The organism is Sphingomonas abietis (assembly GCF_027625475.1).
In the GTDB taxonomy this organism is placed as follows: Bacteria; Pseudomonadota; Alphaproteobacteria; order Sphingomonadales; family Sphingomonadaceae; genus Solisphingomonas; species Solisphingomonas abietis.
This window is the reverse complement of record NZ_CP115174.1, coordinates 1,413,597-1,431,687: the sequence shown is the minus strand read 5'-3', so window position 1 is coordinate 1,431,687 and position 18,091 is coordinate 1,413,597. Positions and strand designations below refer to the sequence as shown.

General features: G+C 64.3%; 20 protein-coding genes. 10 read left to right on the top strand and 10 right to left on the bottom strand.

Translation table 11 applies throughout. The features are described from left to right. Positions 1-209: 209 nt before the first annotated feature. Positions 210-401, bottom strand: coding sequence for a hypothetical protein (locus tag PBT88_RS06885; protein ID WP_270078470.1), 192 nt, complete (start codon positions 399-401; stop codon positions 210-212). A 456-nt stretch (positions 402-857) separates the two neighbouring features. Here PBT88_RS06885 and PBT88_RS06880 point away from each other — a divergent pair, with 456 nt between their 5' ends. The 3 genes from PBT88_RS06880 to PBT88_RS06870 all read left to right on the top strand — a co-directional run bounded on the left by PBT88_RS06880 (position 858) and on the right by PBT88_RS06870 (position 4,788). After that, positions 858-2,438 (top strand): peroxidase family protein, encoded by a 1,581-nt coding sequence (locus tag PBT88_RS06880; RefSeq protein WP_270078469.1) that lies wholly within the window; start codon positions 858-860, stop codon positions 2,436-2,438. A gap of 490 nt (positions 2,439-2,928) precedes the next feature. Further along, on the top strand, positions 2,929-4,020 hold the full coding sequence (locus PBT88_RS06875; RefSeq protein WP_270078468.1) for a catalase family protein: 1,092 nt from the start codon (positions 2,929-2,931) through the stop codon (positions 4,018-4,020). A gap of 336 nt (positions 4,021-4,356) precedes the next feature. Next, positions 4,357-4,788 carry a DUF4174 domain-containing protein gene (locus tag PBT88_RS06870; protein WP_270078467.1) on the top strand — a complete coding sequence of 144 codons (432 nt, stop codon included), beginning with the start codon at positions 4,357-4,359 and terminating at the stop codon, positions 4,786-4,788. Positions 4,789-4,841: 53 nt separating this feature from the next. On the opposite strand, the gene PBT88_RS21145 is transcribed toward PBT88_RS06870, so the two are convergent. Next, on the bottom strand, positions 4,842-5,141 hold the full coding sequence (locus PBT88_RS21145) for a tyrosine-protein phosphatase (RefSeq protein ID WP_407696525.1): 300 nt from the start codon (positions 5,139-5,141) through the stop codon (positions 4,842-4,844). Positions 5,142-5,155: 14 nt separating this feature from the next. Beyond that, a complete protein-coding gene (locus PBT88_RS06865; protein WP_270078466.1) occupies positions 5,156-5,863 on the bottom strand; it encodes a helix-turn-helix transcriptional regulator in 708 nt (235 codons plus the stop codon). Between the two features lie 88 nt (positions 5,864-5,951). On the opposite strand from PBT88_RS06865, the gene PBT88_RS06860 reads away from it, so the two are divergent. Then, entirely contained in the window at positions 5,952-6,368 is a 417-nt protein-coding gene (locus tag PBT88_RS06860) for a VOC family protein (protein WP_270078465.1), read from the top strand. 241 nt (positions 6,369-6,609) lie between these two features. Here the strand turns inward: PBT88_RS06860 and PBT88_RS06855 are convergent, their stop codons facing one another. After that, positions 6,610-7,608 carry a zinc-binding dehydrogenase gene (locus PBT88_RS06855; protein ID WP_407696524.1) on the bottom strand — a complete coding sequence of 333 codons (999 nt, stop codon included), beginning with the start codon at positions 7,606-7,608 and terminating at the stop codon, positions 6,610-6,612. Between the two features lie 151 nt (positions 7,609-7,759). Between PBT88_RS06855 and PBT88_RS06850 the strand changes: the two genes are divergently transcribed. Beyond that, positions 7,760-8,077: a winged helix-turn-helix transcriptional regulator gene (locus PBT88_RS06850; protein ID WP_270078463.1), complete on the top strand. Its 318-nt coding sequence runs from the start codon at positions 7,760-7,762 to the stop codon at positions 8,075-8,077. A gap of 352 nt (positions 8,078-8,429) precedes the next feature. Here PBT88_RS06850 and PBT88_RS06845 read toward each other — a convergent pair whose 3' ends face one another. Further along, positions 8,430-9,644 (bottom strand): IS701 family transposase, encoded by a 1,215-nt coding sequence (locus PBT88_RS06845; RefSeq protein ID WP_270075978.1) that lies wholly within the window; start codon positions 9,642-9,644, stop codon positions 8,430-8,432. Positions 9,645-10,014: 370 nt separating this feature from the next. On the opposite strand from PBT88_RS06845, the gene PBT88_RS06840 reads away from it, so the two are divergent. Beyond that, positions 10,015-10,488, top strand: coding sequence for a DUF3617 family protein (locus PBT88_RS06840; RefSeq protein WP_270078462.1), 474 nt, complete (start codon positions 10,015-10,017; stop codon positions 10,486-10,488). A 7-nt stretch (positions 10,489-10,495) separates the two neighbouring features. Beyond that, a complete protein-coding gene (locus PBT88_RS06835) occupies positions 10,496-10,909 on the top strand; it encodes a DUF2177 family protein (RefSeq protein WP_270078461.1) in 414 nt (137 codons plus the stop codon). Here the strand turns inward: PBT88_RS06835 and PBT88_RS06830 are convergent. The 3 genes from PBT88_RS06830 to PBT88_RS06820 are packed head-to-tail and all read right to left on the bottom strand — an operon-like array spanning position 10,875 to position 13,281. Further along, positions 10,875-11,426, bottom strand: coding sequence for a hypothetical protein (locus tag PBT88_RS06830; RefSeq protein ID WP_270078460.1), 552 nt, complete (start codon positions 11,424-11,426; stop codon positions 10,875-10,877). The two genes, PBT88_RS06835 and PBT88_RS06830, sit on opposite strands and share 35 nt — an antisense overlap. Then, positions 11,423-12,457: an SAM-dependent methyltransferase gene (locus PBT88_RS06825; protein ID WP_270078459.1), complete on the bottom strand. Its 1,035-nt coding sequence runs from the start codon at positions 12,455-12,457 to the stop codon at positions 11,423-11,425. The genes PBT88_RS06830 and PBT88_RS06825 overlap by 4 nt, the downstream gene beginning before the upstream one ends. Continuing rightward, positions 12,454-13,281: a DUF1295 domain-containing protein gene (locus tag PBT88_RS06820; protein WP_270078458.1), complete on the bottom strand. Its 828-nt coding sequence runs from the start codon at positions 13,279-13,281 to the stop codon at positions 12,454-12,456. Before PBT88_RS06820 ends, PBT88_RS06825 begins: the two co-directional genes overlap by 4 nt. Before the next feature lie 113 nt (positions 13,282-13,394). Between PBT88_RS06820 and PBT88_RS06815 the strand changes: the two genes are divergently transcribed. The 3 genes from PBT88_RS06815 to PBT88_RS06805 are packed head-to-tail and all read left to right on the top strand — an operon-like array spanning position 13,395 to position 16,722. Continuing rightward, the gene (locus tag PBT88_RS06815; protein ID WP_270078457.1) at positions 13,395-14,714 is read left to right on the top strand and encodes an NAD(P)/FAD-dependent oxidoreductase; all 1,320 of its coding nucleotides are present in this window, start codon (positions 13,395-13,397) and stop codon (positions 14,712-14,714) included. Next, positions 14,711-15,502: a DUF1365 domain-containing protein gene (locus tag PBT88_RS06810; protein ID WP_270078456.1), complete on the top strand. Its 792-nt coding sequence runs from the start codon at positions 14,711-14,713 to the stop codon at positions 15,500-15,502. Before PBT88_RS06815 ends, PBT88_RS06810 begins: the two co-directional genes overlap by 4 nt. Continuing rightward, positions 15,493-16,722: an SAM-dependent methyltransferase gene (locus PBT88_RS06805; RefSeq protein ID WP_270078455.1), complete on the top strand. Its 1,230-nt coding sequence runs from the start codon at positions 15,493-15,495 to the stop codon at positions 16,720-16,722. Before PBT88_RS06810 ends, PBT88_RS06805 begins: the two co-directional genes overlap by 10 nt. Before the next feature lie 55 nt (positions 16,723-16,777). Here PBT88_RS06805 and PBT88_RS06800 read toward each other — a convergent pair whose 3' ends face one another. Beyond that, complete coding sequence (locus PBT88_RS06800) at positions 16,778-17,479, bottom strand: anti-sigma factor (protein WP_270078454.1); 702 nt, start codon at positions 17,477-17,479, stop codon at positions 16,778-16,780. After that, positions 17,476-18,036, bottom strand: coding sequence for a sigma-70 family RNA polymerase sigma factor (locus PBT88_RS06795; protein ID WP_270078453.1), 561 nt, complete (start codon positions 18,034-18,036; stop codon positions 17,476-17,478). Before PBT88_RS06795 ends, PBT88_RS06800 begins: the two co-directional genes overlap by 4 nt. Between the last annotated feature and the right edge of the window lie 55 nt (positions 18,037-18,091).

Genomic DNA, 18,091 nt, shown 5'->3' with positions numbered 1-18,091 from the left:
GAGTGACCTTCGCTGCGGCGATCAAATTTGATATTTCAGGGCTGCAATTTGAATAATCGGTAATATCGGGCGACAATCCGGCTATCGATCCTATCCACCTGTAACAGCATCGGAAAATCAGCTGACATAGTTGACATTCGCACAGACCAGCGCAGCCATAATGAACAATAGTTCATTAAGCCTTCGCTGCAAAAATCCTCGCAATATCATTACGGTTCGACAACGTTTTTAGAGTTGCCGCTCCAATCAATACGCAACAAATCGCAGATAATATTCCGGTCGTGAAAATGGATTTGGTCGGCGATCGTCGGCAATGGCGGTTCAAGTTGCCAAATACCACGAAGCCCAGATGCGCGCGCGATCTCCAACCATGCCCCGCGCTCCGGCCGCTGCGTGAACATTCGCAGCGTCGCGCCCTTCGACGAGTTCATGCTGGACGCGCTCGACAGCCATGATCGCGGCTTCGGCGGCCGTGAACGCTCCATCTGACGCGGCCGGTCGCCTGCATCGCGGGTGAGCAGCGGCGTCTTTTCCGCAATCTCATCCGATCAGATCAGGCTTCAAAAACGGTTCGATTGCCGAGGAAGACCTGTCCGATCTGGATTGTCCAGCAGCGCAGGGTCTGGCCAGCAATTCCCGTCCGGCCGAGTCGTGGCGCGGCGGTGCAAATATATTTCCACACGCACCTTGAACCCGTCGCGGCACAGCCGCGCCTGACTATCTTAAGTCTCGCTATTATAATAGGATTCTCAAATAACCCGTAACATTATTATTTGATATGCCGCTCATCGATTCATATGTTATCTTGTGCAATAGCAGGAGTTCTATCGATATGTGATCCTCTGGGGGAATAGATCATGGCTAGCCCACCTATCGTCCGCCCGCACGGCGGCGTTCGCGGTGCAAATCTGTCGCGTTCGTCCCTCCTGTTCGGCGGCCCCTTCGGTCGGATGTTTCGCGCCCTGCCCGCAGCAGAATTCGGATCCGATGATGAGGCGACGATCGTTGCGCTGACGGCGCTCGCCGCAGGCATGCTCGCCAAACACGATCCGCCGTTTGACGGACCCGATGCCGAGGAGGGCGGAATCCCCGCCGCTTATACCTATTTCGGTCAGTTCATCGATCACGACCTGACCTTCGATCCGGCGAGCAGCCTGCAGAAGCAGAATGATCTCGACGCTTTGGTCGATTATCGCACCCCACGCTTCGATCTCGATAATGTCTATGGCCGCGGCCCGGACGACCAACCCTATCTCTATTCCGATGGGCTGCATTTCAACCTGGGACGCGCACTGACGGGAGCGGCGCACAATCCCAAAGCGCAGGATCTGCCGCGAAGCAACCCTGTCCCAACGGCAGCCCATCCGCATCCTACCAAGCGAGCGATCATCGGCGATCCGCGCAACGACGAAAATGTCATCGTCTCACAGCTTCAGGGGCTGTTCCTGCGCCTACACAACAGCTTTGCGACCAAGCTCGGCGATTTCAGCGCGGCGCAGAAAGCCGTGCGTTGGCATTATCAGTGGGTGGTCCTCAACGATTTCCTGCCGAAGATCGTCGCACCGGCCGTTTTGGCGGAAATCCTACCGCATCTGGCGAGTGGCGACCTTGTCGGCGACCCGCCCAAGCTGAAATTCTACCATGCCAGGGACGAGGCGTTCATGCCGCTGGAATTCTCGGCCGCCGCGTATCGCTTCGGCCATTCGATGGTCCGGCCGGAATATCAGCTCAACGAAACGCTGCAAAAGCCGCATTCGATCTTCGCCGGCAATACCAATCAACCAAATTTGCGGGGCTTTCACGAATTCCCCGCGCAGTGGGCAATCGATTGGCGCTTCTTCATCGATCTCGAGGTGATCGACTATGGAGATCCCGACAACCTGCCTGATCCCCGGAACAAAAACCGGGTCCAGCTCGCCTACAAAATCGACACCTCTCTGGTGAATCCGCTCGGTCATCTGCCGAAAGATGTTGCCGAGAACCCGCATATCCTCGCACTGCGCAATCTTGAGCGGGGTTGGCGGATGCGGCTGCCGAGTGGCCAGGACGTCGCGCGCGCGATGGGCGTAGTCCCGCTCGACGACAGTCAGATCAAAATCGGCAAATTCACTGTTGTTGCTGACGACCAATCGGCGCAGCGGCCGATTACCGATTTCGGTGCGGCCTTTGCCGGCAATTGCCCGCTATGGACATATGTCCTGGCGGAAACGGTGCAGACGACGATGACGATCGCGACCACGCAGGGAGATCAGGTGATCGATACACGCCAGCTTGGCGAAGTCGGCGGACGGATCGTCGCGGAAACGATGGTCGGGTTGTTGCTCGCCGACTCCAGCTCCTTCCTTGTCCAAGATCCGCGCTGGAAGCCCGATGCGTCGCTCATGAAGGACGGCAAGTTCGGTCTGCGCGAACTCATAGCAGCCGCCTTGGACGATTAGGCGGCGAGCAGATTGCTTCCCATGCGCACGACCATTTTATCAGCTGTCTTACTTACACCCTATAACGGATGGGCTGGAGAAATCATGGGCCTACCATTGTGAGGGACCGCGAAATCTTGATTATATCGTCGCTGTAGAACCTGGGCAGGCGGAACCGCACCGCCTTAAGCGAGAGGAACTGACCACGACAACGGAGACGTCCGGCTTGTTCCGGCGCGCAAGCTCATGGAGCTCTCCGGACGCCATGCGTTTACGTGGCAGGATCCTGGCCGGCGACCGGATCGAACCCCAGCCACCTGCCGGATCAGAGCGGCGTCATCGGGTTTTTGCTCGCTAACGCAGCAGCTTCGCGATCGGACGCGATGCCCCGCAAGGCATCACGTCGCTGAATTTATTGATTTATTCGTGCAATGGCCGCTTTCGGCGGAACGCCATGCCGTGCCGGAGGTTCACTCCACGACACTGCCGACATGTTGCGAAGGAAGATATCATGACCCACGCCGTGCGCTATGAGCCCTCCGTCGAACGGGTCGTGCCGGATGAGGCGGAAACCGTTCGGGGCCTCGAAGAGCAGTTCAAGATTATCCTCGATACGACATCGAAGGATTATGGCCATGCCGTGCGATCGGTCCATGCCAAGGGCCACGGCATCGCACGGGGCACCTTCATCATCCATGACGGTCTCCCGCCTGCGCTGGCGCAGGGAATTTTCGCCACGCCGGGCGAGCATGAAGCGATCTTCCGCCTGTCCACCAACGCCGGCGACATCCTCGACGACGCGATCGATCTGCCCCGTGGGCTGGCCCTCAAAATCCTCGGTGTCGATGGTCCGCGGCTGACGGGTTCGGACGGCGACACCACGCAGGATTTCGTCATGGTCAACGGGCCTGCCTTCGCCGCGCCGACGCCGAAGGCGTTCCTCGCCAACCTCAAGATGCTCGCCAAGACGACCGACAAGGCAGAGGGCGGCAAGAAGCTGCTGTCGAGCCTCTTGCGCGCGGCCGAGACCGTCGTCGAAGCGGTCGGCGGCGAGTCCTCCATGCTGACGACGCTGGGTGGTGCGAAGCCCGTCCACCCGCTCGGCGCGACCTATTACAGCCAGACGCCTTTCCGCTACGGCGATCATATCGCCAAGTTCGCGCTGGTTCCGGTCTCCCCGGTCCTCAAGGATCTGGAGGATGCGACGATCAACGCCCATGGCCGACCCGATGCCATCCGCGAGAATGTCCGTCAGGCGCTGATCGAACAGGGTGGCACTTGGGAATTCCGCGTTCAGCTCTGCACCGATCTCGAGACGATGCCGATCGAGGATGCAACCGTGATATGGGACGAGGACGCGAGCCCTTTCGTGACCGTCGCTACGCTCGATGTCTCGCCGCAGATCTCCTGGCAGGATGGCGTCAGCCAGAAGACCGAGGATCAACTGGCATTTTCCCCATGGCATGGCGTCGCGGCGCACCAGCCGCTCGGTGGCGTCAATCGCGCCCGCCGGGAATCCTATCAATTTTCGGCCGGCTATCGCGCAAAATTCAATGGCTGCCCCATGCACGAGCCGCGGGCGCTGGAGGAGGTCGTCGGCTGAGGCAGAGCCCTATCGTGCCGGCGCAACGCGTCAACATGTCGGTCGAACCTGCCTCCGGACGGATCGGAAGGCAGGCCGCGCCGGCCGGATTGGCCCATGCAGGGCGTGAATTCAGGCGCCGCCAAACGCGCTTAACGACGCTCCCGATCGGTTTCGCGGATTCCGGAAGCGATCACCCGGCGCGTCGGGGAGGTGGAAAAGATCGGCGAGCAGCGTGCAGGGTCAGCGGCCGATGGGCGCGATCCATCGCGCGGCGCGTCCGGCAGGCACCGCGTCCGCCCCATGAGCGCGTGCCACCCGCGCCTATCCCCATCCGGCATATCCATGGAGATTCCGATGAAATTATTGTCTGCCCTGGCGATGCTGGCGGCGCTAGGCGGCGCCCTCCCCGCCGACGCCCTGCCCGCCGGCACCTCGCCGCCCGCGTCCGTCGCATCGATGCGGTGGCACCAGCGCATCCTGCTGCTCGTCACGCCGCAGCCGGATGATCCGCAAGCCGTGGCGCAACGGCGCATTCTGGCCGAATGGCATGCGCAGGCGGCCGATCGCGATGTCGCGCTGGTGGAGATTGCGGGCGCGCGTGTGTCGGGTGCGTCGGACAGCGCAGCGGCACTCTTTCGGCGCTACCGGCTGTCCCCGGGTGCATTCCATGCCCTGCTGATCGGCAAAGACGGGCATGTCGCGCTGCGCTCGGCCAAGCCGATCGACGCCGGCATCTTGCAGGGGACGATCGACGCGATGCCGATGCGCCGATCCGGCGAGCGCTAGAGGCCGGCAACCATTGCTTTGACCCTATCGGCTGGGAGCGGCTGCCCGGCGCGCTATATCGATCTGCGCTTGATATTACCGACAGTGCGGATGCCGAGCTTTTCGCGATGGGCACGATCCGCCGTCCTCAGCCATTGCATCGAGCGCGAGTGGCACAGCAGGGCCCGGCACAGGGTACGCCCGTCGCTGCTCCGGTAGTGGCCGAGATCGCGGACATTCTGGCTCCTGAAGCGGCAGTGCGCGTGGATGCTGCGATGCCAAACGACCGAACACGCATCCCTACGTGGCCAGCCATGACGCAATCTGCAGCGCTCGAATGCGGATATCCGGCCATATGCCCCGCTCGGGCGCACCCTGGGTCATATCCTCAGGCACCATTGCCCCGTGCGCCGCGTCGCGCCTGCAACTGCGCCAGATAGTCGCGAAGCAGCGGCACGCGACGCGGGCGGAAGCTGGTGCCGTTCGGCCGGATCTCCACCATCCGATCGGTCCGGAACATCCGAAAATCCTCGCGCAGGCAACACCAGCTGAGCGCGGTCACACACGTCTCGGCGTAGAATAGCGCGAGCGGCAGGATCGTCCGGTCGCTCTGCACGCCATCGCCATCGACATAGCGGATATCGACCGCCTTCTCCTGCCAGCACGCTGCCCGCAGCGGCGCGAGATCGAGCGTGGCGACGTAACGCGGCGCCGGGCGGAACACCTGCGCGATGGCATGGAGCAGTTGCCGCTCGCGCTCGTCGGGCAGCGTGGCGGCGATCTTGGCGAGAACCGAATCCGCGGCACGCGCCAGCGCCGGATCACCCCAGGCGCGGACTTCGGCCAAGCCGAGCGCAAGCACCTCGATCTCGTCCTGGTCGAGCATCTGCGGCGGCAACGCCGGGTCTTCCAGCAGGCGATAGCCATAGCCGCGCTCGCCTTCGATCCGCGCGCCGGCACTGCGGAGCGCATCGATGTCGCGATACAGCGATCGCGTCGACACGCCCGTCTCTTCGGCGAGACGCGCCGCGGTAATCGGCGCGGCCAGGGTGCGGATCGCGTGCAGCAGGCGAAGGAGACGGGCAGAGCGCGGCATGACCTACTGACGGAAAATGGCAGTTAGGCCGCGCTATGCGGGAATCGGGCGGCGAAAGCGAGCGCCGCCGGACCATCAGGAGCCCCACATGACCTTTGCCGTCACGACCCATCTCAATTTCCGCGGCCAGGCGCGCGCCGCGCTCGACTTCTACCAGCGGGTGTTCGGCGGCGAACAGACGCTGATGACCTATGCCGCCATGGGCCAGCCCGACCTCGCCGCGTCGCCCGACCACATCATCTGGGGCCAGGTCGTCGCCGATGACGGCTTCCGGATCATGGCGTTCGACGTCCAGGCCGGGCGCAACTATGACACCGGCACCAACGCCTTCTTCGTCTCTCTGCGCGGATCGTCGGCGGACGACGTGCGGCAACGCTGGACTGCGCTGGCCGAGGACGCGACGATCCTCGCGCCAATCGGCCCATCCGCCTGGTCGCCGCTCTACGGCATGCTGAGCGACCGCTTCGGCGTCATCTGGATCGTCGACGTCGATCCGCGGGCCTGACGGCAAGAACGGATCACCCGGCGGGATCGTCTTCCCCACCCGCTCAGCCATCCGTCGCGTTGACCGCTTGATCGCCAACGCGGCGGGTATCTCGCCTTAACCGCGCGGGGTATGCCATGTCCCAACCGGCACGTCTGGCATGGGTCCGGGATGCCGGCCGGGATGTGGCCCCGTCATGGCATATGGTCGGGTTGAGCGGTCTAAGACCCGTCGCTTGGCACGCCGATCGACACCGCGCGCCTTACGCTCGTAGACGAAGCACCGCGCGCCGTCCCGAGGCGTCTTTGAAAGCCATCGCGGCATGGATATCCTCGATGGCGAATTCCCGACCGATCGCCGTCCGAAAAGAAACGCCGGCAATGCTATTCTGGAGCGTGAGCAACGCCGCCGCCAGATTGTCCGGATCCTTCACCGTCGCGCTCTCGAAATTGCTGAACCGCCTGATCGTGAGATTCTTTGCTATGACCTGCAGAGTCTGGATCGTGAACGGGGCGGATCCTGCCAGGAAACCATAGAAAGAGAGCGTCGAATTCACCGCCAGGTTGGGGACGAGCCGAGAGGCAAGGTCGCCCCCGACCCCATCGAATATGGCGGTCGCGTCGAGATCTTGGACCAACCCATGGAACGCGTGATCGAAATCCCGATCGGTCGTATCCAGCACATGCTCCATGCCCGATCGGCGCAGTCTGTCGCGTTTCGCGGCCGATCGCACAAGATGGATGACCGGCACGTTGCGATCACAGGCCAGCACCGCAAGCGCATTGCCGGTTGCCGAACCGCCGGCGGTGACCACGATGGCTTTGTGCCGCTCCGCCAACGCCTGCTCGAGAAACGCGTAAGCGGTGATCGCGTTGACGAGCGACCCGCAATAGTCGTGTGACTGGACGCCGTCGGGCAGGATCAGACAGCTCAAATGGTGGACATGCGCACGCTCGCACCACAGGCCGATCATCTCGGGGGTCGGATGCAGCGAGCGATAGATCGCCACCTGTCTGCCTGCATAGGCGCTCGAAACCCCGTCGCCGAGCGCGACGACGCGCCCGACCGCCGACGCGCCCCAGACCTCTCTCGCCCCGGTCGCCAGCGCCATCGGCGCCGTCCGCGCCAGGAAGGCCTTGTCGCCCGGATTGATCGCACTCGCCTCGATTTCGATCAGCAAATGCCCGGCCGCCGGGTCGATCGGCGTGGGAATCTCGCGCAGTTGCAGGCTACGGTCGGGTTCTACGCAAACGGCTTTCATGGGTGGTCTCCTCGGTCCACGCCAAGGGGTTGGCGAACCGTCGGAGGCTCTTTCAGCTGCACACTAACCATTCACAAGTACGGTCTTTTTTGTTAGTGCTTTTGGTATGAAGCTTCCTACGCAATGCCCGGTCGCCTTCACGACAAGGATCATGGGAGGCAAATGGAAGGCGCGGATCGTGTGGGCGCTCACGCGCAACGACGTATTACGGTTTGCCGAGCTTCGGCGCGCCTGCCCGCCAATCAGCGACCGCATGCTTTCGCGAGAGTTGAAGGAATTGGAAGGTTGCGGGCTGGTGTCCCGAACAAGCTATGCCAGCATTCCGCCACGGACGGACTATGCGCTGACGGCGCGTGGACGAACGCTGCGACCCGTGATGGCGGCTATGGCGGACTGGGGGCTGGAACACCGCTCGGTCATTCTTGATGCCATGATGGCGGCAGACATGGTTTCGGACAACGGATCTTGAGCCTAGGGCGGATCTATATTCATCGGATCGGGCTAGGATCCGCGCCTGAAGCGATCGTCATCCTGAACGCGTTTCAGGATCCCAGCAAAGCTTGGCGCTGAGTGCCCGGACGCGGGATGCTGAAACACGTTCAACGTGACGGTTTGAAACGAAACGATCACCCGATATCCTACCCATCCGAATGTCGATCGGCTCTAGCATTACAGTTGCATTCTAGTTTTGAGATGAGCTCGTCTGGCAGCGGCTTGGTGCGCGCGTCGCCAGCATGACCAGGCGATGATGTACGCGGGCCGTATGCGGCGCTGAGCGAGCTTGTTGGCGATCCGCCGAACTTCCTGGATCGACCAGCGGATCAGATCCTGACGGTCCGCGTCCTCGATCTTTTTGGGGGCGTCACGGCATTGGCGCGGTATCGGATCACCGCCATCATGGCGAAGGCGAGCATGACCAGAGAGACGTGGCGATGCCAGCCATGCCACGAACGGCTTTCGTTATGATCGAGGCCGAGTTCGTTTTTGGTGGTCTCGAAGCTATCTTCAATCGCCCAACGACGGCCTTCGACAGCGACGAGTGTCTGGATGTTGGTGCCGGCCGGGCACCAGGTCGTGAAGTAGGCCAGGTCACCGTCGCTGATGTTACGGCGGATCAGCAGGCCCCGGGTCCACACGCCTGATTTCGTCTCGTCATATTCATCGGCATCGAGATCGGCGAGCTCGCAATATGCCCAGTCATGAAGACGGGCGCCCTTTGTGCCCTCACCAGCGGACAGGCGTTTCCATGCGTCTGCATCGAGGTCTTGTGCGATCTCCTCCGCCTTGCCTGCGACCGGGGGCTTGTCGCCCCAAGAGCCAAAATAGTGATCCGACTTCACGCCGAGAACGTAGCCCTTGCAGGCTCGACGCAGGGCCTGCTCGACGTCACCGACCCCATATACGGCGTCCGCCGCGACCCATGAAAATGGGACCTTGGCCGCCAAAGCCCGCTGTATCATCTGAACAGCCAAAGCCGGCTTGGTGGCGAAGGCTAACGCTTCAGGGACATGGGTTGCGGCAAGTCGTGCGGGATCACCCGTCCAGCTCTTTGGAAGATACAAAGCGCGATCGATAAACGCGTGCCCGCGAGCCGATACATAGGCCACGAATACACCGATCTGGCAGTTCGTGATCTTGCCAGCCGATCCGGTATATTGACGCGCAACGCCACAGGAAGCCTTGCCTTGCTTGAGGAAACCGGTCTCGTCGATGACCAGGACTGCCTCGTCGGTCGCAAGGCTCTCAACAACATAGTCTCGTACGATGTCGCGAAGCTCGTCTGCCTCCCATCGCCCGCGGCCCAAAATAGCCTGTTGCCGCCAAGGCCCCGGATCCCCTGCAGCCTCGGCGCGCATCCAACCCGTCTTGCGGCGCTCGTCACTCAGCAAGCCGTCCAGAAACAGGTTCGCAGACGCCGCAACGCGCTCCTGCGTGAACAACCCGCGCATACGGCTCTTCACGTCCCGCAGCGAGGACGCCCACAACTCCAGTGTCGCTTCTATCGATGCACCCGTCATCCACGGCCTCCTTACCATGGAGACCTATTGATTCAGAGTTCCGCTTGATATGCAACTGTAATGTTAGGCATGGCGTGCGCGCCGCCCATCGATTTCCATGCCAGTTCGCCGCCCTTCGACTTCATACAAATGCAAGGCCGCGGAAGCCGTGCATCAATGCCGAGCATGCAAATCTACAATCTGCCGATGGCTACCGGACCCGGCTGAACCTATCGCTATCCCCGGTCGTTCCGGCAGCCTTTCATTGGCTGGCGGACGCTGGCCGTAGGCGACCTCCTGCGCCGGAAAGGCGCGCTCGGGCTCGAACGATCGATGTGCATCCGGTGCGGCGGTCACTCCGTATCTTCGCTGCCTGCATCGATTGCGTGGCCACGAGGAGATGAGAGCGATGACTATCGCGAAACGGTGTCTGCTGCCGCTGTGCCTCGGCTGGGCGACGTCCCCCGCCATCGCCGCACCCAACTTCGCGGCGGGCCAATGGAGCCATGAAACCCAGCTCATACAGGCCGATGTGCCCGGCATCCCGCAATGGCTGATCCGGATGTTCGCGGGCCATGGCAGCCGCAAGAGCTGCAACAGCGCAGCACAGCTGAACAGCCATCCCGAAACGCTGCTGACGGCGGACGATGAGGCCGTCTGCAAGCTGCGGACATTCTCCGCGACCAATGGAAAGCTGGTGTTCGACACCTTCTGCACGAACAAGCGCTTCCCGGATGGACTGCTGGTCTCGTCCCGGGGCTCCTACACCCCGACATCCTACAGCATATCGACGACCAGCACCGGCACGCGGAACGGCAAGCCGGTCCATATCCAGACGACTGGCACCGGCAAGCATGTTGCCGACGCCTGTACGCAGTCCTGAGCCTGCCATGATCGGCACATGGATATCGGCAGCGCTGGCGACCGCGATCAGCTTTCTGGCGTTGGACTCGATCTGGCTCAGTTTCGCCGCAAGCCGGCTCTATCGTCCGCGGCTCGGATCGCTCCTGCTCGAACGCTTCAATGCGGCGCCGGCCGCCGCCTTCTACCTGATCTATCTGGCGGGCATCTTGGTGTTTGCGGTCGCCCCGGCGCTCGCGACGGGTCGATGGACGACCGCGCTCGTGCGCGGCGCGATGCTGGGCCTGGTCGCCTATGCGACCTACGACCTCACCAACCAGGCGACGCTGCGTGGCTGGTCGGCGACCGTCACCATCGCGGACCTGTGCTGGGGAAGCTTCGCGACCGCGACCGCCGCGACGATCGGCTTCAGCGTGGCACGCTGGATGATCGCGCGCGGCTGAGGCTCCAGACGATCATGGCCGACAGCATCGCCACGCTGATCGCGTTCAGCCGCCGGAAGTGGGCATAGTCGCTCGCGTCGAAATGCCCGAGCGGCGCTCCGTAATGACCGTGCAGCAGGCCGGCCAGCGCGGTCACGGCCAGCAACACGGCGCCGATCCGCCGTCCGCTCGAGCGAAAGGCGAGGCACGCGATCAGGCCGCACGGGATCAAGAACAGCTCCACCCCGGATGGCGCACCGAACGCCTTGGCGCTGAGGATGCCGTTGGCGATACCGGTCAGCGGCAGCATCGCCCGGCCGGCCAGCGCGTTTCGCCGCGCCATCGCCGGCACGGCGGCGAAGAAGGGCGTCGAAAGAAAGGTCCAGCACGCCACCTGCCAGTCGCCGCCGACGATCCACCAGAGATAGAGCGGATAGAAAGGCTGATTGGAGGCGACCAGCAGTGCCACGCGGTTGCACGCCGCCGTCAGCGGATCGGGATGCGCCGCATAGTCACGCACGCGGCGGAGCAGCGTCACGCGGGCACGGATGCGGGACGCAGGCGATAATGGCTCACGCCCCATTCCTCGCCGTCGGCATGGCCGAACAGGCCCGCGGTCGCGAGATAGAAGAGACGCCAGCGGCGACGCCAAAGCTTCGCCTGATCGCCATAGACATTGCGCAGCACGGCATCGATCTCCGCACGGTTGGCATCGAAGCGGGCGAGCCATTGCTCGGCGGTCTGTCGATAGTGCCGGCCGTTCCAGCGCCATTGCTCCTCGATCTCGAAGCATTCCGGGAAATGCCCGATCAGGCCGTGGCTCGGCATGATGCCGCCGGTGAAGAAATGCTGCGCGATCCAATCGGTCTGGTCCGCCTTGTCGAACCGATAGGGCTGGCTCCTATGGCTGAACACGTGGAGGAACATCCGGCCCTCCGGATTGAGCCAGGAGCGCGCGCGGTCGAGCAGCGCTTTCCAGTTCGACATATGCTCGAACATCTCCACCGAGACGATCCGATCGAAGGTGCCGGTCGATTGGAAGTCGTTCATGTCGGCCGTCACGACGAGGAGGTTTGTCAGGCCGGCAGCCTCCGCGAGCGTCTCGATGTGGCGCCTCTGAGGGGCCGAGTTCGATACCGCGACGATCCGGGATTCCGGGAAGCGCTTGGCCATGAACAAGGTCAGCGAGCCCCAGCCGCAGCCCAGTTCGAGGATCGTCTGCCCATCCGCGAGGTCGGCATGGGCGACCGTTTCCTCCAACGCGAGAAGCTCGGCTTCGGCGAGGGTCTCGCGGCCGGTCGGATAGAGGCCGCAGCTATATTTGCGGCACGGCCCCAGCGTCAGCTCGAAGAAGCGCGGCGGCAGCTCGTAATGCTGCTCGTTGGCGGCGTCGGTATGCTCCGCGATCGGATGCTCGACCATGGCGCGGGCGAAGGCGGCATCGTTGTCCTTGGCCGATGCAAGGCTGCGCCTGCGTGTGCCGACCAGAAATTCCACGCCGGCGCGCGTCACCGCATCGGGCAGCGGGGTCGCCTCGACGGCACGGATGGCGGCGGCGATCGGGTTCATGCGCGATCCTTTTCGGTGCGGGATTGGGGGATGGGCCAGAAGGCGCGGATGCGCCGCTGCGTGCTTCGGAACGCGTCTCCGCGCGAACGCAGCATATGCGCTTCGAGCGGCGGGATGCCGGAGACATGAACGAGCAGCCCGTACATGAAGATCGGCCCGCTGAGCGCGAGCCAGCCCCAGCCCCAATCCTGGCCGAAGCCGCCGTCCGGCCCGATCGCGATCACCGCATAGGCGACCCAGCCGAACCATTCGAAGACATAATTGGGATGGCGCGACAGGCCCCAGAGGCCCGTATCGCAGACGCGGTGCCGGTTGGCGGGATTGCGGCGGAAATTTCCAAGCTGGGCGTCGGCGATGGCCTCGCCGATCGCGGCGACGAGCAGGATCAGCGCGCCGGCGCCGTCGCTCCAGCGCAGGCCGGGCGCCGGATTGCGGGCGGCGACGAGGATCGAGACGGACAGCAGCCACGCGGCCGCCGCCTGAACCTGGAGGAATCCGAAAAGGCGTCGCGCGAAGCCATCGCCCCATTCGCGGCGCAGCTCCAGATAGCGTGGATCGTCATGCCCGCTCTTGATCCGCAGGGCGATATGCGTGCCAAGGCGCAGCGACCAGCCGGCGGCCAGTGTTGCGACAAGCCACTGGCGCCAGCTCGTCGGCCCATCGACCGGCGCCAGCGCCGCCACCACACCCGCCGCCCCGATCGCATAAGACCAGATCACGTCGGTCCAGCCCGATCGACCGGGCTGGCGCGCGATGATCCACGCGCCGGTCATGGCGATCGATAGCGCGAAGGCGATCAGCGCGGACAGGGCGACGAGGTCCATGGCGGAGATACGGGTCGCATCGATTTTCGGATGCCGGGCGATTTTGCGCTCATCCAAATCGGCCGTCGCTCCGTAGCTTCTTCACAACCGGATCGAGAGAGGCACGCACCATCATGCAGGCGGACGGGATGCTCGATATCGCGGTGGTCGGCAGCGGCATTTCCGGCCTGTCGGCGGCCTGGCTGCTGTCGCAGCGTCATCGCGTCACGCTGTTCGAGGCCGATGGTCGCATCGGCGGGCATAGCCATACCGTGATCGCGGGCGAGACGCCCGTCGATACCGGCTTCATCGTCTATAATGAGCAGACCTACCCGAACCTGACCGCGCTGTTCCGCCATCTCGACGTGCCGACCAAGCCCGCCGAGATGAGCTTCGCGGTCTCGCTGGATCGCGGACGGCTCGAATATGCGGGCACCGATCTGGGCGGTCTGTTCGCGCAGCGTCGCAACCTCGCATCGCCTCGCTTCTGGTCGATGCTGCGCGATCTCGAACGCTTCTACCGCCGTGCGCCGCAGGATCTGCCGGGCATGGGATCGCTCGGGCTCGGAGCCTATCTCGATCGCATCGGGTGCGGAGCGGCATTCCGCGACGATCATCTCTATCCGATGGCCGCCGCGATCTGGTCGACCCCCGTGGGCGATATCCCGGATTATCCGGCCGCCGCCTTCGTCCGCTTCTGCGAAAATCATGGCCTGCTCAAGCTGGGCCGCCGTCCCGCCTGGCGGACGGTCGACGGCGGCAGTCGGGAATATGTCGCGCGGCTCACCCGGTCCTTCGCGGATCGGATCTCGGCGGGGCGGCCGGTGCGGCATATCCGGCGCTCGGCCGCCGGCGTCGAGGTCGATGGCGGGGACGGCATCCGGCGCTTCGACCATGTCGTCATCGCCACGCACGCCGATCAGGCGCTGGCGATGCTGGACGATGCCGACGCGCACGAGCGCGCTATCCTCGGCGCCTTCGGTTATCGCCGCAACGAGGCAGTGCTGCACGCCGATCCGTCGCTGATGCCCAAGCGTCGCCGCGTCTGGTCGAGCTGGAACTATGCTTCGGAAGGCGGCGAAGCCGCGCCGGCATTGTCCGTCACCTATTGGATGAACCGCCTTCAGGGCCTGCCCGACGACCAGCCGCTGTTCGTGACGCTCAATCCGATCCGCCCGCCCGATCCCGCGCTCGTCCATCGCCGCGACGCATATGATCATCCCGTCTTCGATGCGGCGGCCGGTGCCGCGCAGGCCCGTCTCTGGTCGTTGCAGGGCACGCGGAACAGCTGGTTCTGCGGCGCTTATTTCGGCGCCGGCTTCCATGAGGACGGGTTGCAGGCCGGCCTTGCGGTGGCAGAGCAACTCGGCGGCGTTCGGCGGCCATGGATCGTCGCCGGTGAATCGGATCGCATCCAGATCACGCCGCCAATCGGGCTGGCGGTCGCGGCATGACGGTCGCGTCCGTCCTCTATGTCGGCCATGTCATGCATCGCCGCACGCGACCGCGGGAGCACCGGCTGCGCTATCGCCTCTTCTCGCTGCTGCTCGACCTCGACGAGATCGACGTGCTGGCAGGGCGGCTGACGCTCTTCTCGCGCAATCGCTTCAACCTCTTCGCCTTCCATGATCGCGATTATGGTGCCGGCACGCGCGAGCCGCTGCGCGCACAGGTCGAGCGGCATCTCGCGTCCGCGGGCATGGATCTGGGCGGAGGCGCCATCCGGCTGCTCACCATGCCCCGCATATTGGGCTTCGCGTTCAACCCGTTGAGCGTCTATTTCTGCCACGATCGCGAGGGCGCGCTGCGGGCCACATTGTACGAGGTGAACAACACCTTCGGGCAGCGGCACGGCTATCTCCTCCCGGTCGAGCAGACCGGCGGCATCATCCGGCAGGGCTGCGCCAAGGATTTCCACGTCTCGCCCTTCATGGGAATGGATATCCGCTACGCCTTCCGGCTGGCGCCGCCGGACGAGCGCCTGTCGCTTGCGATCACCGCTTCCGACGGGATCGGACCGGTCATCACCGCGGTCCACAGCGCGACGCGCCGGCCGCTGACCGATGTCGAACTGCTCAAGGCCTTCGTCACCCACCCGCTGCTGACCTTCAAGGTGGTCGGCGGTATCCTGTGGGAGGCGCTCAGGCTCTGGATCAAGCGGGTGCCGGTGCGGGCTCGGCCGGCGGCCCCGCTCCATCCCGTCACCATCGTGAAAATGCCGCAGGAGGCCGCATGTATCTGAGCCACGAGACGCAGGTCGATGCCGTGTCCTTCCCGGAGGCGACGCCCGAGGCCGGCCCGTGGCTGGTCCGGCGGGTGCTGCGTCATCTCGAATGCGGGCGGCTGACGGTGATCCTGCCATCTGGTGAGCGGATCGCGCATGTCGGCCGCCTGGCGGGGCCGCACGGCGTCATGGAATTGCGCAACCTGCGCGCGCTTCGGCGCCTTCTGACCCGCGGCGATGTCGGTTTCGCGGAAGGGTATATCGCGGGAGACTGGTCCAGCCCCGATCTGACCGCCCTGATCGCGATGGCGGCGGAGAATGTCGCACGCCTCGATCGGACGATGGATGGGTTCTGGCCGGTTCGGCTGTGGCGCCGGCTCGGCCACGCCCTGCGGCGCAATTCGGCCAGTGGCAGCCGCCGGAACATCGCTTTCCATTATGATCTCGGCAACGATTTCTATCGGCTGTGGCTTGACGAAAGCATGACCTATTCGTCGGCTCGCCGCATCGGACCCGGCCAGTCATTGGAAGCGGCGCAAGCCGAAAAGCTCGATCGCATCGCCGCTTTGCTGTCGCTCGGCGACGAGGATGATGTGCTGGAAATCGGCTGTGGCTGGGGCGCGCTGGCAGCGCGGCTGGCAAGGCCATGCCGCAGCGTCACCGGGCTCACGCTGTCGGCCGAGCAGCTCGCTTATGCGCGAGAGCAGATCGCCGCAGGCGACCTGTCGGACAAAGTCGACCTGCGGCTTCAGGACTATCGCGAGGAGCAGGCCCGCTACGATCGCATCGTCTCGATCGAGATGCTGGAGGCGGTCGGCGAAGCCTATTGGCCGATCTATTTCGAAAAGCTCCGGGCCTGCCTCAAGCCCGGTGGCAGGATCGTGCTCCAGGCGATCACGATCCGCGAGGATCGGTTCGACTCCTACAAGCGCAGCCCCGATTTCATCCAGCGCCATGTCTTCCCCGGCGGGATGCTGCCGACGCAGGCTATCCTGGCGGATCAGGCGAAGCGAGCCGGGCTCGCCGTCACGGCATCCGAGACGTTCGGCGCGGGATATGCCGATACGCTCGCCGAATGGCGTCGCCGTTTCGATGCGGCCTGGCCGAAGGTCGCAGCGCTCGGCTTCGATGGCGATTTCCGTCGGCTCTGGGATTATTATCTCAGCTATTGCGAGGCGGGCTTCCGCACCGGCACGATCGACGTCGGCCTTTACGTGCTGGAGCCGCTATCCCGATAACCCGTCGGGTGCAGATCACCATGACGCCGCGCGCATCGGGTGGTGCCGGTGCCGCTCATGTCGTCGCGAGCTTACCACTGAGAATGACGGGGCCGGTCGGCTCGCCGGTCGGCGAACCGCCCACCGGCTCGATCGAGACGGCGATCGTCACCCCCGCCGTCATCACCGACGACGCCACGGCCGGCAGCTTGGCCCAGCCGGGTGCCGAGGCGTTCATCACGCCCATCGAGCGCGGCCTGCCATCGGCCGGGATCACCCACAGCTCGGGCGAATGCTCGCCGATGTCGAGACCGGTCGCGGCGGAGGTCATGTGGCCGCTGGCAGGATCGACGCTGACCGTCACGAAGCCCTTCTTGCCGGTCAGCACCGCCACCATCGGCGCCGAAGCCTGCTGTACGACGGGCACGCGCTCGACGATCGTCTGTGGCTTCTGGATCGCGACCACGCCCAGCACCACGGCAGCGGCGCTGGCGACCAGCGTCCCGGCCTTCCACCAGCGCAGCGTCGCGGGCAAGGCCGGCGCGGGATCGTTTGCCGGCAGGCGCGCTTCGATCGCGCTCCACACCGATGCGCTGGGCGCTTCGCCGGGATGATCGAACATGGCCGCCATATAGTCTTGCCAGCGGGCATGGGCGTCGGCGAACGCGCCGTCCGAGCCAAGCCGGGCTTCTGCCGCCTGCCGCTCCGGCGGATCGAGCAAACCGAAGGCGAGCTCGGCGGCGAGCAACTCGTCCTCCTCGGACAGGGCCGCACTCATGACAGGCAGTCCTTGAGCTTCAGCAAAGCGCGTCGGATTCTGCTCTTGATCGTGCCGAGCGGCGTCGCGGAGCGGCTGGCGAGCTCGGCATAGGTTGATCCTTCGAAGAAGGCGGTGCGGATCAGGCCTGCGTCGCCGCCGTCCAGCGTGCCCATGCAATAGGCCAAACGCTGCTGGTCCTCACCCATCTCCAGCAGGGCCAAGGCGGCCGGTGTGGGATCGGGCACGTCATCGGCGAGTTCGATCGGCGCCGTAACCACTTTGCCGCCGCTGCGCAGACGATCGACCGCACGATTGCGCGTCAGCGTGATGAGCCATGTCATCGCGCTGCCCTTCGCCGCATCGAACGTGGTCGCCCGGCGCCACACCGAGAGATAGGCCTCCTGCAACGCCTCTTCCGCTTCCTGTCTCACGGGCAAGATACGCAGGCAGACGCCGAATAGCTTCACGGAGGTGCGCCGGTAGACATCTTCGAACGCGACGCGATCGCCATCCGCGACGCGGCGGAGCGTTGCGGCGAGGCTGGCGGCGTCGTGATCGGAACTTCTCGAGCCCATGCGCATCCATAGCGAGACGAGCGTCGTAGCTCGACCAAGGCAGACTAAAGCAGCG

Coding starts and splice junctions, on each gene's coding strand:
- PBT88_RS06885 (WP_270078470.1), bottom strand. CDS start 401: ATGTTCACGCAGCGGCCGGAGCGCGGGGCATGGTTGGAGATCGCGCGC.
- PBT88_RS06880 (WP_270078469.1), top strand. CDS start 858: ATGGCTAGCCCACCTATCGTCCGCCCGCACGGCGGCGTTCGCGGTGCA.
- PBT88_RS06875 (WP_270078468.1), top strand. CDS start 2,929: ATGACCCACGCCGTGCGCTATGAGCCCTCCGTCGAACGGGTCGTGCCG.
- PBT88_RS06870 (WP_270078467.1), top strand. CDS start 4,357: ATGAAATTATTGTCTGCCCTGGCGATGCTGGCGGCGCTAGGCGGCGCC.
- PBT88_RS06865 (WP_270078466.1), bottom strand. CDS start 5,863: ATGCCGCGCTCTGCCCGTCTCCTTCGCCTGCTGCACGCGATCCGCACC.
- PBT88_RS06860 (WP_270078465.1), top strand. CDS start 5,952: ATGACCTTTGCCGTCACGACCCATCTCAATTTCCGCGGCCAGGCGCGC.
- PBT88_RS06855 (WP_407696524.1), bottom strand. CDS start 7,608: ATGAAAGCCGTTTGCGTAGAACCCGACCGTAGCCTGCAACTGCGCGAG.
- PBT88_RS06850 (WP_270078463.1), top strand. CDS start 7,760: ATGGGAGGCAAATGGAAGGCGCGGATCGTGTGGGCGCTCACGCGCAAC.
- PBT88_RS06845 (WP_270075978.1), bottom strand. CDS start 9,644: ATGGTAAGGAGGCCGTGGATGACGGGTGCATCGATAGAAGCGACACTG.
- PBT88_RS06840 (WP_270078462.1), top strand. CDS start 10,015: ATGACTATCGCGAAACGGTGTCTGCTGCCGCTGTGCCTCGGCTGGGCG.
- PBT88_RS06835 (WP_270078461.1), top strand. CDS start 10,496: ATGATCGGCACATGGATATCGGCAGCGCTGGCGACCGCGATCAGCTTT.
- PBT88_RS06825 (WP_270078459.1), bottom strand. CDS start 12,457: ATGAACCCGATCGCCGCCGCCATCCGTGCCGTCGAGGCGACCCCGCTG.
- PBT88_RS06820 (WP_270078458.1), bottom strand. CDS start 13,281: ATGGACCTCGTCGCCCTGTCCGCGCTGATCGCCTTCGCGCTATCGATC.
- PBT88_RS06815 (WP_270078457.1), top strand. CDS start 13,395: ATGCAGGCGGACGGGATGCTCGATATCGCGGTGGTCGGCAGCGGCATT.
- PBT88_RS06810 (WP_270078456.1), top strand. CDS start 14,711: ATGACGGTCGCGTCCGTCCTCTATGTCGGCCATGTCATGCATCGCCGC.
- PBT88_RS06805 (WP_270078455.1), top strand. CDS start 15,493: ATGTATCTGAGCCACGAGACGCAGGTCGATGCCGTGTCCTTCCCGGAG.
- PBT88_RS06800 (WP_270078454.1), bottom strand. CDS start 17,479: ATGAGTGCGGCCCTGTCCGAGGAGGACGAGTTGCTCGCCGCCGAGCTC.
- PBT88_RS06795 (WP_270078453.1), bottom strand. CDS start 18,036: ATGGGCTCGAGAAGTTCCGATCACGACGCCGCCAGCCTCGCCGCAACG.